We start from the raw sequence: 12,648 nt of genomic DNA on the forward strand, positions 1-12,648 counted from the left end.
CGTACGTGATTCAACCGGTTAAGGTAAGCCTTGCCTTATTAACTACTTGATCGTTGAATCGATCGCGGGAGTCGTCGTGCGCGCAGTCTCAGTGAGGGCCGTCCTGGCCACGGTCGTCGTCGCAGGGGTGCTCGCCGGCTGCTCGTCCTCGGGCGACAGCGGTGACGGCGCCAAGAAGCAGGAAGGCTCGCGCAACCAGGTCATCGGATCCGCCGACGGCGACGGGCCCTCCGCCGCGCCCAGCGCGCTCGCCGCCGGCATGGGCGCCGACACCGACGAGGACGGCGCATTCCCGCGCACGGTCAAGCACTTCCAGGGCAGTACGACCGTCAAGGCCGAGCCGCGCAAGGTCGCCGTCCTCAGCACCGGGCAGCTCGACGACCTGCTCTCCCTCGGCATCGTGCCCACGGCCACCAGCCGCGCCGACAACGCCGGCCTCGTCCCCGGCTACCTCGCCGACGCCTTCCCCAAGGACAAGGCACGGCTCGCCGCGATGACCGACGTGGGCACCCGGCAGGCGCCCAACCTCGAAACGCTGGCCACCGCCAAGCCCGACCTGATCCTCGCCAACGACTCCCTCGGCGACCTCTACCCCAAGCTGTCGAAGATCGCGCCCACCGTGATCACCGCCGGCAACGGCATCAACTGGAAGCGCGACCTGCTGCTCGTCGGCGAAGCCGTCGGCAAGGGGCAGGCGGCGCAGGACCTGCTGGACGGCATCACCGCCGACGCCGGGGCGTTGGGCAAGGCGATCGAGGGGGATCCGGCCGTCTCCATGGTGCGGTTCACGCCTGACCGGACCCGGATGTTCGGGGTCTCGTCGTTCACCGGGTCCATCGCCGTGGACATGGGGCTGCAGCGGCCCGAGTCGCAGCGGTTCAACGCCATTTCCGAGGACATCGGCCCGGAGAGCGTCGACACCGCCGACGGCGACTGGATCTTCTACTCCGTGCAGGGCGACGCGGCCGAGACGGACGCCGCGAGCATCGTCGCGGGGCCGCTGTGGAAGTCGATGAAGGCTGTCGAGGCCGGGCACGCGGTGAAGGTGGACGACGACCCGTGGTACCTCAACGCCGGTCCCACCGCCGCGCGTCTGGTCGTACGGCAGCTCGCCGGGCAGCTCGGCCAGTGAGGATCGTGTGAGGCTCGTGAGCCGCAGGCTCGTCTGGCCCGCGGCCGTCCTGACGGCGGCGGTCGTGGCTCTGCTCAGCCTTGCCGTCGGCACCCGTTCCGTACCGCCGTCCGTCGTGCTCGACGCCCTGCTGCACGGCGGGAGTTCGGCGGACGCCCTCGTCGTACGGTCGCTGCGGCTGCCGCGCACGGAGGTCGGACTGACGGCCGGTGCCGCGCTGGGAGTCGCGGGCGCCGCGCTCCAGGCGGTCACCCGCAACCCGCTCGCCGACCCGGGGATCCTCGGGCTCAGCCAGGGGGCCGCGGCCGGCGTCGTCCTCGCCATCGCCCTCGGCCTTGCGAACGGCTTCGGCGGCTACGTCTGGTACGCCTTCGCCGGAGCCGTCGTCGCCGCGTGCCTGGTGTACGGCATCGCCGGGCGGGGGCGGGGCGGGGCGTCGCCGGTGAAGCTGGCGCTGGCGGGGACCGCGCTGTCGGCCATGACGGCGGGCGCCACCACCGTCGTCCTGACCTCCAGCTCCGCCACGCTCGACCAGTTCCGGTTCTGGCAGGTGGGGGCGCTCAGCGGGCGGGACGCGGGGACGGTCGTACGGATGCTGCCGTTCCTGCTGGGCGGCGCGGCGCTGGTGCTGGCCTGTGCGCGCGGACTGGACGCCCTGGCGCTCGGGGACGAGACGGCTCGGGCGCTGGGGCATCGGGTGGCTCTGGTGCGGGGCGCCGCGGCGCTGGGGGCGACGCTGCTCACGGCCGCGGCGGTGGCCGCGGCCGGCCCGATCGCCTTCGTGGGGCTGGCGGTGCCGCATCTCGCGCGGCGGCTGGTGCGAGGCGGGTACGGGGCGGTGCTGCCCTTGTCGGCGCTGCTCGGGGCGGCGCTGCTGCTGGGCGCCGATGTGGCCGGACGGGTCGTACGGGCCCCGGCCGAGGTGCCGGCGGGGGTGATGACGGCGCTGGTGGGGGTGCTGGTGCTGGTGGTGCTGGTGCGCAGGAGAGGGGCGCTGTCGTGAAGCGCGGCCATGCCATGAACGGCGGCCTTCCGGCTCCCGTCCTCGATGAGCCGTCCCGGCGCCCGGTCGCTCTCCCCGCCGGTCTGACCCTCCTGCGTCCCCATCCCCGTATCTCCCTTCTCCTCCACCGCCGCTGCGCCGCCGTGGCCGTCGTCCTCCTCGGACTGCTCGTCGGCGTCATGCTCGTCTCCGCCTGCGTCGGTCAGACCTACGTCCCGCCCGGCGAGGTCTGGCGCGCCCTGCGGACCGGGGCCGGCCCGCACGACCTCGTCGTCAACGAGCTGCGCGTCCCCCGCATCGCCGTCGGCGCCCTCGTGGGCGCCGCGCTCGGGACGGCCGGGGCGCTCGTGCAGACCGTCACCCGCAATCCGCTGGCCAGCCCGGATGTCATCGGCGTCGGGCACGGCGCCGCCGCCGCGACCGTGCTGGCGCTCGCGACCGGTGCCGTGAGCTCGCCGAGCGCCATGCCCGTCGTGTCCGTACTCGGCGGACTCGCCGCCGCGGCCCTCGTCTACGCGCTGGCCTGGCGGCGCGGGATGCAGCCGAGCCGTTTCGTGCTGACCGGCGTCGGCATCGGGGTCGCGCTGTCTGCCGTCGTCCAGCTGTATCTCACGGACAGCGAGCTGGAGGCCGCCGAGCAGGTCAAACTGTGGCTGACCGGGAGTCTGAACGGGCGGGGCTGGGCGCAGGCCGGACCTCTGGCCGTCGTGCTGGCGGCCTCCCTGCCGGGCCTGGTGTGGGCGAGCCGGGCGCTGCGGCCGCTCGGGCTCGACCCGGAGACGGCGGCCGGGCTGGGAGTACGGGTCGACCGGACGCGCCTCGGTCTCACCGTCCTCGGCGTCGTCCTCGCCGCCACGGCGACCGGCGCGGCGGGACCGATCGGGTTCGTGGCGCTGACCGCCCCGCAACTCGCCCGCCGGCTGACGCGCACGCCCCAACTGCCGCTGTTCAATGCGGCGTTGACCGGTGCGGTCGTCCTGGTCTCCGCCGATCTCGTGGCCCGCACTCTGCTGCCCCCGCTGGAGATCCCGGTCGGCGCGCTCACCGCGCTGGTCGGCGGGCCGTATCTGCTGTGGCTGCTGGGGCGCCGCACGGGGACGCGCTGAGGGCCCCGGAGCAGTGCGGCTCCGGGGCCCTCGGACTGGGGCGGCGGCTTCGCGACCTGGGTCAGATGGTCGCGGTGTCGATCACGAACCGGTACCGCACATCGCTGCCGAGCACCCGCTCGTACGCGTCGTTGATCCCGTCGGCGTCGATCAGCTCGATCTCGGCGCCGATGCCGTGCTCCGCGCAGAAGTCCAGCATCTCCTGGGTCTCCCGGATGCCGCCGATACCGGAGCCGGCGAGGGTCTTGCGACCGGCGATCACGGAGAAGAGGTTGAGGGAGACGGGCTCCTCGGGGGCGCCGACGTTCACGAAGGCGCCGTCCGTCTTGAGCAGGGACAGGAACTGGTCCAGGTTCAGCGGCGCCGAGACCGTGGACAGGATCAGGTCGAAGCTGCCGTACAGGTCCTTGAAGGTCTGCGGGTCGCTGGTCGCGTAGTAGTGGTCGGCGCCCAGCTTCAGACCGTCGTCCTTCTTGCGCAGGGACTGCGACAGCACCGTCACCTCGGCGCCGAGCGCGTGCGCGAGCTTCACGCCCATGTGGCCGAGGCCACCCATGCCGAGGATCGCGACCTTCTTGCCGGGGCCGGCGTTCCAGTGGCGGAGCGGGGAGTACGTGGTGATGCCGGCGCACAGCAGCGGCGCGGCGACGTCCAGGGACAGGCCGTCGGGGATGCGCAGGACGAAGCTCTCGTCGACGACGATCTTCTCCGAGTAGCCGCCGTAGGTCGGCTCGCCGTTCTTGTCGACGGCGTTGTACGTGCCGGTCTGGCCCTTGAGGCAGTACTGCTCAAGACCGGCCTTGCAGTTCTCGCACTCACGGCAGGAGTCGACCATGCAGCCGACGCCCACGCGGTCGCCGACCTGGTACTTCGTCACGCCGGAGCCGACCTCGGAGACGATGCCCGCGATCTCGTGGCCGGGGACCATCGGGAAGATCGCCTCGCCCCAGCCCTCACGGGCCTGGTGGATGTCGGAGTGGCAGATACCGGCGAACTTGATGTCGATCAGGACGTCGAACTCGCCGACCTCACGGCGCTCGATCGTGGTGCGCTCCAGCGGAGCTTTGGCGGCGGGTGCTGCGTATGCGGCAACGGTGGTCATGCCGGGGTTCTCCTAGCGGGGGTTTCGCGCCCGGCTGCCTTCTGGTTCTGCTCTACGTCCGGGCACGTTTCTCAGCCTGCCGAAGGGATCGCAGGCCACCCAGACCTCAGTCGTACGTACGTTCGCTGGTCCTACTACTGACGGGGACAGGCTCGTGTGCGTACGACGGGGAATACTTGAGGCATGGATGAATGGCCCGGAGCCATGACAGGACCCTCCGCGGACACCGCCGCCGACCCCGGGGCCGGCCTGGACCGGCGTGCCGAGCTCAGCGAGTTTCTGCGCACCCGGCGGGCCCGGCTGAAGCCGGAGGACGTCGGACTGCCCGACTTCGGGCGGCACCGCAGGGTGCCGGGGCTGCGCCGGGAGGAGCTGGCGCAGCTGGCCGGGGTGTCCGTGGCGTACTACACGCGCCTGGAGCAGGGCAACGGACGCAATGTCTCGGCGGAGGTCCTCGACGCCATCGCGCGGGCGCTGCGCCTCAGCGACGCCGAGCAGGCGCACCTCAGCCACCTGGCGAAGCCGAAGCGGCACAAGAAGAAGCCGGCGACCCGCACCCAACAGGTGCGGCCGGTGCTGCGGCAGCTGCTCGACTCGATCGACGGCGTCCCGGCGTACATCTCCGGCCGACGCTCCGACATCCTCGCCTGGAACCGGATGGCGGCGGCCGTCTTCGGCGACTGGTCGGAGCTGCCGGCGCCGGAGCGGAACTGGGCGCGGCTGGTGTTCCTGCGGCCGGAGTACCGCGAGCTGTTCGTGGAGTGGGACCAGAAGGCGTCCGACATGGTCGCCTTCCTGCGCATGGACGCCGGCTGCCATGCGGACGACCCGCGCCTGTCCTCCCTCGTCGGTGAACTCTCCGTCAAGAGCGAGGAGTTCCGGCGGCTGTGGGCCAACCATGACGTCAAGGAGAAGAGCTACGGCGTCAAGCGCCTTCGGCATCCGCTGGTGGGCGAGCTGACCCTGAACTTCGAGTCCTTCCGCCTGACCGACGGCACGGAACAGACCCTGATCACGTACCACCCGGAACCGGGGTCACCGTCGGCGGAGGCACTGCGGCTGCTGGCGAGCTGGGGGGCGGACGCGACGAAGGCGGGGTCGGGCACGCCGGCCTGACCGCCGTACGGGGCGTGGGTCCGCCTGCGCAGGGCGGTGTCAGCGGGCCGGTGTCAGAGGGCCGGTGTCAGCGGGCGCGGCTCTCGACCGCCGTGGCGATCTCCTCCAGGTCCTTCGCGATGGCCTTGGACACGGCCCGGTTGCCGATGCTGCCGAGCAGCTTCGCGAGCACCCCCGCGACGGCGCCGGAGGTCACGCCGGTGAACGTCATCCGGACCGTCGATTCCGACGGGCCGTCCGCCCGCACCAGCCACTCCGAGATGTAGTGGGTGCCGTGCGATCTGGCCTCCACCACATAGCGCTCGGGCGGCTCGCAGAGCGTCACCCACATCTCCTCGGTGGCCTCCTTGCCGAACATCCGCCGTGTCTCCCGCCACCGCGTGCCCACACCGAAGGCCCCGTCCGTGAGGACTTCGACGCCGGTGACACCACTGAGCACGTGCACCATGCCCCTCAGATCGGTCAGGGACTCCCACACCGTCCCCTGACCCGCCGCTATACGCCGCTCCACGGCGACGGTCGTCCTGGCCATGTCCCCATGAAACCAGCCGCCACCGACAACCGCCCCCCCGGCCGAGCGCCACCGCCCGCCGACTCCCGAAGAAGAAAATCCGGCGGCGATGTCGAGAACCCGCGTCCGGCTCCGTCCCAGAGGTGAACGCGACCACAATGGGTCGCACCAGCACCGAGGAGAAGAACGATGGCCAAGTACCTGCTGCTCAAGCACTACCGAGGCGCTCCGGCTGCGGTCAACGACGTGCCCATGGACCGGTGGACGCCGGAGGAGATCTCGGCGCACGTGCAGTACATGAACGACTTCGCGGCCCGGCTGGAGAAGACCGGCGAGTTCGTCGACGGCCAGGCGCTCGCCCCCGAGGGGTCGTGGGTCAGGTACGACGGCGAGGGGCGTCCGCCGGTCACGGACGGCCCGTTCGCCGAGACCAAGGACCTCATCGCCGGCTGGATGGTCATCGACGTCGACAGCCACGAGCGCGCCGTCGAGCTGGCCGGGGAACTGTCGGCCGCCCCCGGTGCCGGCGGCAAGCCGATCCACGAGTGGCTGGAGGTGCGCCCGTTCCTGGGCTCGGCGCCCACCGTCACGGAATGCCTCATGCATGGATGAGGCACTGCTGAGAAGCCTCACGCCGAGCGTGCTCGGCATCCTCGTCCGCCGCGGAGCAGATTTCGCGGCGGCCGAGGACGCCGTACAGGACGCACTCGTCGAGGCGGTCCGCGTCTGGCCCGTCGACCGGCCGCGGGATGCGAAGGGCTGGCTTGTCACCGCGGCCTGGCGCAAGTTCCTCGACGCGACCCGGGCGGACACCGCACGCCGCCGGCGTGAGGACCGCGTGGACGAGGAACCGCCGCCGGGCCCCGCGTCCTCGGCGGACGACACGCTCCAGCTCTACTTCCTGTGCGCCCACCCGTCGCTGTCCGCGTCGTCCGCGGTCGCGCTCACCCTGCGCGCCGTCGGCGGGCTCACCACCCGCCAGATCGCCGCGGCCTACCTGGTGCCCGAGGCGACCATGGCGCAGCGCATCAGCCGCGCCAAGCGCACCGTCTCCGGCGTCCGCCTCGACCAGCCCGGCGACGTCGCCACCGTGCTGCGCGTCCTCTACCTGGTCTTCAACGAGGGCTATTCCGGCGACGTCGACCTCGCCGCCGAGGCGATCCGGCTCACCCGGCAACTCGCCGCCGCGATCGACCACCCCGAGGTGGCGGGGCTGCTCGCCCTCATGCTGCTCCACCATGCCCGCCGTGCCTCCAGGACCGCGCCCGACGGCAGCCTCGTCCCGCTCGCCGATCAGGACCGCGGCCGATGGGACCGTGAGCTGATCGCCGAGGGCGTCGTGATCCTCCAATCCGCCCTCGCCCGCGACCGGTTGGGCGCGTTCCAGGCCCAGGCCGCCATCGCGGCGCTCCACGCCGACGCGCCCGCCGCCGAGGAGACGGACTGGGTACAGATCGTCGAGTGGTACGACGAGCTCCTGCGCCTGACCGACAGCCCGGTCGTCCGGCTCAACCGCGCGGTCGCCGTGGGCGAGGCTGACGGACCGCGCGCCGGCCTGGCGGCACTTGCGGCACTGGACGACTCCCTGCCCCGCCACACCGCGGTGGCGGCCTACCTCCACGAGCGCGACGGCGACCTGACGAGGGCGGCCCGGCTGTACACCGAGGCCGCCCACCAGGCCCCCAACCTCGCCGAACGCGACTACCTGACCCGCCAGGCGGCCCGGCTCAACACGCGCCGGGACGGCTGACCGGTCGGCTGACCGGACCTCCGTTCTCCTCGGTCAGCCGAGGGCGGGGTAGTCGGTGTAGCCGCGGTGGTCGCCGCCGAAGGAGGTGGCGCGGTCAGGGGTGTTGAAGGGGCCGCCGGCGGCCAGGCGGGCGGGCAGGTCGGGGTTGGCGAGGAAGAGTCCGCCGTAGGCGATCAGGTCGGCGGTGCCGTCCTCGATCAGGGCGAGCGCGTCGGGCCCGGTCGGCTCCGCACCGGAGAACGGGTTGAGGATGAAGGTGCCCGGCCATGCCTTGCGCAGCCGCACCACCAGGTCGCGCACCTCGGGCGCCTCCATCTGGTGCAGATAGGCCAGACCGAGCGGGGCGAGGGCGTCGACGAGGGCGGAGTAGGTGGCCTCCCGGTCGGGCCGGTCGCTCTCGTCGATGTCGTTGTAGGGGTTGCCGGGCGAGATACGGAAGCCGACCTTGTCCGGACCGACGGCCTCGGCCACGGCCTGCGCGGTCTCGACGGCGAAGCGGATACGCCGCTCGGGGGTGCCGCCCCAGGCGTCGGCGCGCTGGTTGGAGTTCGGTGCGAGGAACTGGTGGATCAGATAGCCGTTGGCGCCGTGCAGCTCCACGCCATCGAAGCCCGCCGCGACGGCGTTGCGTGCCGCGTCCGCGAACTCGGCGATGGTCCGCGCGATTTCGGCCTCGGTCAGCTCGGCCGGGGTGATGAAGTCCTGCGGCCCTTCATGCGTGTAGACCTGCCCCTCGGCCCGCACCGCCGAGGGGCCGACGGGTGTGAGCCCGGTCAGGCTCGGGTGACCGACCCGTCCGGTGTGCATGATCTGCAGGAAGATCGCGCCGCCCTCGGCGTGCACCGCGTCGGTGACCTTGCGCCAGGCGGCGACCTGCTCCGCGGTGTGGATGCCGGGGGTGTCGGGGTAGCCCTGGCCGACCGTCGACGGCTGGGTTCCCTCGGTGACGATCAGGCCGCCACTGGCGCGCTGTGCGTAGTACGTCGCCATCAGATCCGTCGCGCTCTGCCCGGGGCCGTAGGCACGGCTGCGGGTCATGGGCGCCATGACGATGCGATGGGACAGGCGGGTGCCGCCGAGGTCGTAGGGAGCGAAGGCTGCGGTCATGGTCAGGTTCCTGTTCGTATGCGAGGGGCGCGGGCGCCGGTTGTCGTCACCCGGCACTATTACTTGCTCGAACAGGTAAATTCGGCGAGCCATTCCCGGCTCAATGTGATACGCATCACGATGCTGAGGTGTAGTTGCTGCTCAGTGCCTACCGGTGTGGCAGCGGGCGCGGCACTAGAATGTTCCTGTTCGAGCAAGCGCCACCCTCGTGAGGAACGTGAACGACGTGACGAAGGACCCGGGCGCCGCACCGCCGGCCGACTCCGCCGCGGAGGTGGCCCGTGCTCCGATGCCGCCCTCCGTCCGGGCGGGGGTCATGACCCACGCGATCTTCCGTGTGGCCCGCCTGCACCGGATGCTCGCCGGGCAGCTGCTGCGCCGCGTGGGGCTGCACCCCGGGCAGGAGCTCGTCATGATGCAGCTGTGGGACCTCGGCCCGCAGCGCCAGACCGACCTCGTGCGGCTGCTCGGATCGGACGCGGCCACCATGACCCGTACGGTCAAGCGGCTGGAGAACGCGGGCTTCGTGCGCCGACGGCCCAGCGAGACCGACAAGCGCGCCACCATCATCGAACCCACCACCGCCAGCCTCGCGCTGCGCAAGGAGGTCGAACAGGTGTGGGCGGAGCTGGAGGACAGCGTCGCCGCAGGCCTGGGGGCGGATGAACAGGACGCGATGATCAGCGTCCTGGACCGCATCGAGGACAGGCTCACTCAGGCGGTCGAGCGTCACGCCCCGCTGTCGTAGGCGCCGGCATCACCAGAGGTCGGGAACTCTCCGCAGGCGCCGCGTAGTTGACGAAGCCTGAAGCCAGGGGGGCAGGTCGCTGACCTGGTCCCTTCGAACGGACCGGCGCGGCCGGCCGGCACGAGCTGTGCCGGCCGGCCGCGCCATCGCTTCGCCTCAGGAAGCGTTACGGCTGTCCGCCTCGGCCTGGGCCATGGCTTCGGCCTCGCTCTCGGCCAGCGCGAGCGTGACACCGAACGCCTCGGTGATGTGCCCCGCCGCCGACATGACACGTGCCGTCCCCACCACGGGCGCGATGGCGACGAGAAGGTCCTGCAACTGCTCGACCGTGAAATCCGCCTTGATCGCGGGGCTCATGTGAGCCAGGTAGGAGATCGCCGGTGCGTCCATGGCCACGAGTGCGGCGAGGCGGGTGAGGATGAGCGTTCGGTCGTCCATGTGGCAACGCTCGAGGGAGTCGATCGTCATCGCGGCGATCGTGTCGAGTACGGGAGTCTCAGATGCAGTAGCCATGGTGGGGCCGCCTCCTGGTGCCGTAGGTTGAACCGCCATCCCCCAGCCCGGATCCCCGCCCTGCCCGGCGGTTGCCCTTCAAGCGTAGGCACCGTCACCCGCTGGCGCGCGTCGAGACGGGTGGGCCGACGCCCTATGCCTGCTTCCCGGACGCTGCCTTCGACTGCGGCTGGGTCGTCGGGATCCGGTGGGTGAAGAACAGCGCGAGGAGAGCGGTGAGCGAAAGGACGGCCAGTGCGGCGCGCAGGCCGTCGAGTCTGGCTTCGGCATTCGCGTCGAGCGTGGCCTGAGTCAGTTCCGTACTGACGCCGGCCTCTTCGAGCGCGGTCCGCAGCTGGGCATCCGACAGGAACGGCGCACCGCTTTGGAGTTCGACGGTCGCCCGGTCCTTGACGTCGGCCGGCACCGCCGGATTCTGCTCGACCTGGGTCAGGAACGAGGTCGTGAGGGCGGCGATCATCATCGAACCGGCGAGTGCGGTCCCGATGGAGGCGCCGAGATTGGTGACGGCGTTCTGGACGCCGCCGACCTCCGCGCTCTGCCGCTCCGGTACCGCGGACACGGTGACCGACCCGAGCTGGGACGCCAGCGCCCCCATGCCGAGCCCGATCAACGCGAGCGGGATCGTGACGATTTCCGCACCCGCGTCCACGTCGAGCGCGGCCATCAGCGCGACCGCGCCCGCGAGCAACGCGAGAACCCCGAGCCGGACCACGCGTCGCGGTGAGACGTCGGGGAGGAATCGGGGGATCAGTACCGCGGCCGCCAACAGCGTGACCGAGAGCGGCAGGATGCGGGCCCCCGTTTTGAGCGCGGACAGGCCCAGGGCCACCGACAGATAGAGCGGTACGACGAAGAACACGCCCATCTGCACGAGGTACTGGAAGAAGAACATCGTCAGTCCGCCGGTGAGCTGCTTGTTCTCCAGCATGGCCGGGTCGATGAGCGGCGTCCTGTGCCGCTGGACAAGTCGTCTCTCCCAGTGCAGGAAGAGCCAGACCAGCAGCAGCCCGGCCAGCATCAGCCAGACGACCAGGGAGACCCCGAGCCACGAAGGCGCGTCGGGCTTCGGCCGGAACCAACCCCACTCGTCCGAGCGGAGCACGCCGTAGACGAAGATCCCGAGCCCGAGTGCGGACAGCAGGGAGCCGACGAGATCGATGCGTGCACGGTCGGCGCTCACCACGTCGGCGATGCGGCGGGCGAGCGCCAGGATGCCGAGCACCACCAGGACCTCACCGGCGAAGACCCACCGCCACGAGAAGTACGTCGTCGCCACACCGCCGATGAGCGGCCCCAGCGCGATCGCCACAGCGCCGGCCGCCGCTACGAGTCCGTAGGCCGCGGGACGTCGTTCGGTGGCGAAGTTGCCGGCCACGAGCGCCACGATCGCGGGGAGGATGAGTGCCGCCCCGACCCCTTCGAGGAACGACCAGCCGAACAGCAGCACGGGCAGGCTGGGCGCGAGCGCCGTGGTGAGGGAGCCGCAGCCGTAGATGCAGCAACCGATCATGAACGCCCGTCTGCGGCCGATGAGTGCCCCCACCTTGCCGCCGGGGATCATGCACATCGCCATCACCAGGGTGTATGCCGTGATGGCCCCTTGGATCCCCGCGACCGTGGTGTCCACGTCGTCGGCCACGGTCGCGATGGAGACGTTCATGACGGAGCTGTCGAGCGCCATCAGGAACTGGCCGGCCGCGAGCGTCAACAGGACGAGTCGCGCCGTTGTCGAACTCGGCGCAGTGTCTGCCCTGGAACCGGCCATGCGCGAATCGTCCCAGCCTTCCGAAGGGCGGATCCGCGACCCGCCCTGAAGGTCAGCCGGTTGGCGGGGGCGAGGGCGGTGGTGGGGGCAGGGGCGGGGGCGGTGGGGTGTCTGGTGACGTCATCCGTGACCGAGTGGCCGAGTGACACCCTGGCGCGACCGGATGATGCACGCCTCCTTCGCTAGCCCCAAAAATCGAACACATGCTTGAATTAGGTCATGCGACCGTTCCCCGACGACCTCGCCCAGGCACAGCAGGAGTGGAGTGCCGCCTACCGACAGCTCGCCGAGCGGCCCGGCCGTACCGAGCTGCGCCGGCGTCTGTACCGGCTGTCGGCTCGGCTGTTCTTCCATCCCTACTGGCAGCAACGGCGCCCAAGCCCCGCGGCCTGGCAGGAGCTGCGTGACCTGGGGCGGCCCGACAGGGACACCAGCGAGCGGCTCCATCAATGACGCGCCGACATGAGGGCCCGCATGTCCCGGATGATCCCGACGCGGACCTGTCCGGATCCGGACAGGTCCGCGTGATCGTGCATCCGCCGATGCCGAAGGGCGGTCGGCGCGTACGCGCCGACGGCGTGATCCTCGGCCTGGCCCACAACACGGCCGACGTCGCGGAGTTCCTCCGCCGAGCCGGGCTGGAGATCGACCCGGCGGAGGTGGCGGGGGCGCCGTGGATCGACTGGCGCGGAGGGGACCCCGAGTGCTGGGGCCCGGAGGCGGGCGGCTGACGTCCGTACGCCCGCCACGGCCGCACAAGCGTGTGGCGCCACCCTCCCGTGGAACGGGACG

At 71.4% G+C, this 12,648-nt stretch carries 14 protein-coding genes; 9 read left to right on the top strand and 5 right to left on the bottom strand.

Going from position 1 to position 12,648, the window contains the following annotated elements:
- Positions 1–76: 76 nt before the first annotated feature.
- The 3 genes from OG254_RS30745 to OG254_RS30755 are packed head-to-tail and all read left to right on the top strand — an operon-like array spanning position 77 to position 3,241.
- The gene (locus OG254_RS30745; RefSeq protein WP_405588039.1) at positions 77–1,132 is read left to right on the top strand and encodes an ABC transporter substrate-binding protein; all 1,056 of its coding nucleotides are present in this window, start codon (positions 77–79) and stop codon (positions 1,130–1,132) included.
- A gap of 16 nt (positions 1,133–1,148) precedes the next feature.
- Entirely contained in the window at positions 1,149–2,135 is a 987-nt protein-coding gene (locus OG254_RS30750; RefSeq protein WP_405588042.1) for a FecCD family ABC transporter permease, read from the top strand.
- A complete protein-coding gene (locus tag OG254_RS30755) occupies positions 2,132–3,241 on the top strand; it encodes a FecCD family ABC transporter permease (RefSeq protein ID WP_405588045.1) in 1,110 nt (369 codons plus the stop codon). The genes OG254_RS30750 and OG254_RS30755 overlap by 4 nt, the downstream gene beginning before the upstream one ends.
- Positions 3,242–3,302: 61 nt before the next feature.
- On the opposite strand, the gene OG254_RS30760 is transcribed toward OG254_RS30755, so the two are convergent.
- Entirely contained in the window at positions 3,303–4,343 is a 1,041-nt protein-coding gene (locus OG254_RS30760) for an NAD(P)-dependent alcohol dehydrogenase (RefSeq protein ID WP_405588048.1), read from the bottom strand.
- A gap of 183 nt (positions 4,344–4,526) precedes the next feature.
- On the opposite strand from OG254_RS30760, the gene OG254_RS30765 reads away from it, so the two are divergent.
- The gene (locus OG254_RS30765) at positions 4,527–5,459 is read left to right on the top strand and encodes a helix-turn-helix domain-containing protein (RefSeq protein WP_405588051.1); all 933 of its coding nucleotides are present in this window, start codon (positions 4,527–4,529) and stop codon (positions 5,457–5,459) included.
- Positions 5,460–5,526: 67 nt separating this feature from the next.
- Here OG254_RS30765 and OG254_RS30770 read toward each other — a convergent pair whose 3' ends face one another.
- Positions 5,527–5,991: an SRPBCC family protein gene (locus tag OG254_RS30770; RefSeq protein WP_405588054.1), complete on the bottom strand. Its 465-nt coding sequence runs from the start codon at positions 5,989–5,991 to the stop codon at positions 5,527–5,529.
- 168 nt (positions 5,992–6,159) lie between these two features.
- Between OG254_RS30770 and OG254_RS30775 the strand changes: the two genes are divergently transcribed.
- Together OG254_RS30775 and OG254_RS30780 are read left to right on the top strand one after the other, a co-directional pair.
- Complete coding sequence (locus OG254_RS30775) at positions 6,160–6,582, top strand: YciI family protein (protein ID WP_147993370.1); 423 nt, start codon at positions 6,160–6,162, stop codon at positions 6,580–6,582.
- Entirely contained in the window at positions 6,575–7,720 is a 1,146-nt protein-coding gene (locus OG254_RS30780; RefSeq protein WP_405588056.1) for an RNA polymerase sigma factor, read from the top strand. The genes OG254_RS30775 and OG254_RS30780 overlap by 8 nt, the downstream gene beginning before the upstream one ends.
- 33 nt (positions 7,721–7,753) lie before the next feature.
- Here OG254_RS30780 and OG254_RS30785 read toward each other — a convergent pair whose 3' ends face one another.
- On the bottom strand, positions 7,754–8,827 hold the full coding sequence (locus OG254_RS30785) for an alkene reductase (protein WP_405588059.1): 1,074 nt from the start codon (positions 8,825–8,827) through the stop codon (positions 7,754–7,756).
- 289 nt (positions 8,828–9,116) lie between these two features.
- Here OG254_RS30785 and OG254_RS30790 point away from each other — a divergent pair, with 289 nt between their 5' ends.
- Positions 9,117–9,575, top strand: coding sequence for a MarR family winged helix-turn-helix transcriptional regulator (locus OG254_RS30790; RefSeq protein ID WP_405595277.1), 459 nt, complete (start codon positions 9,117–9,119; stop codon positions 9,573–9,575).
- A gap of 156 nt (positions 9,576–9,731) precedes the next feature.
- On the opposite strand, the gene OG254_RS30795 is transcribed toward OG254_RS30790, so the two are convergent.
- Entirely contained in the window at positions 9,732–10,088 is a 357-nt protein-coding gene (locus tag OG254_RS30795) for a carboxymuconolactone decarboxylase (RefSeq protein ID WP_405588062.1), read from the bottom strand.
- A gap of 133 nt (positions 10,089–10,221) precedes the next feature.
- Entirely contained in the window at positions 10,222–11,856 is a 1,635-nt protein-coding gene (locus OG254_RS30800) for an MFS transporter (RefSeq protein WP_405588064.1), read from the bottom strand.
- A 219-nt stretch (positions 11,857–12,075) separates the two neighbouring features.
- Between OG254_RS30800 and OG254_RS30805 the strand changes: the two genes are divergently transcribed.
- Both OG254_RS30805 and OG254_RS30810 read left to right on the top strand, forming a co-directional pair.
- Entirely contained in the window at positions 12,076–12,309 is a 234-nt protein-coding gene (locus OG254_RS30805) for a hypothetical protein (protein ID WP_351188895.1), read from the top strand.
- 89 nt (positions 12,310–12,398) lie between these two features.
- Positions 12,399–12,587 carry a hypothetical protein gene (locus OG254_RS30810; RefSeq protein ID WP_405595279.1) on the top strand — a complete coding sequence of 63 codons (189 nt, stop codon included), beginning with the start codon at positions 12,399–12,401 and terminating at the stop codon, positions 12,585–12,587.
- Positions 12,588–12,648 lie beyond the last annotated feature (61 nt).

Origin of the sequence: Streptomyces sp. NBC_01092, assembly GCF_045039535.1 — a bacterium.
GTDB lineage: Bacteria > Actinomycetota > Actinomycetes > Streptomycetales > Streptomycetaceae > Streptomyces.

Coding starts and splice junctions, on each gene's coding strand:
- OG254_RS30760 (WP_405588048.1), bottom strand. CDS start 4,343: ATGACCACCGTTGCCGCATACGCAGCACCCGCCGCCAAAGCTCCGCTG.
- OG254_RS30765 (WP_405588051.1), top strand. CDS start 4,527: ATGGATGAATGGCCCGGAGCCATGACAGGACCCTCCGCGGACACCGCC.
- OG254_RS30770 (WP_405588054.1), bottom strand. CDS start 5,991: ATGGCCAGGACGACCGTCGCCGTGGAGCGGCGTATAGCGGCGGGTCAG.
- OG254_RS30775 (WP_147993370.1), top strand. CDS start 6,160: ATGGCCAAGTACCTGCTGCTCAAGCACTACCGAGGCGCTCCGGCTGCG.
- OG254_RS30780 (WP_405588056.1), top strand. CDS start 6,575: ATGGATGAGGCACTGCTGAGAAGCCTCACGCCGAGCGTGCTCGGCATC.
- OG254_RS30785 (WP_405588059.1), bottom strand. CDS start 8,827: ATGACCGCAGCCTTCGCTCCCTACGACCTCGGCGGCACCCGCCTGTCC.
- OG254_RS30790 (WP_405595277.1), top strand. CDS start 9,117: ATGCCGCCCTCCGTCCGGGCGGGGGTCATGACCCACGCGATCTTCCGT.
- OG254_RS30795 (WP_405588062.1), bottom strand. CDS start 10,088: ATGGCTACTGCATCTGAGACTCCCGTACTCGACACGATCGCCGCGATG.
- OG254_RS30800 (WP_405588064.1), bottom strand. CDS start 11,856: ATGGCCGGTTCCAGGGCAGACACTGCGCCGAGTTCGACAACGGCGCGA.
- OG254_RS30805 (WP_351188895.1), top strand. CDS start 12,076: ATGCGACCGTTCCCCGACGACCTCGCCCAGGCACAGCAGGAGTGGAGT.
- OG254_RS30810 (WP_405595279.1), top strand. CDS start 12,399: ATGCCGAAGGGCGGTCGGCGCGTACGCGCCGACGGCGTGATCCTCGGC.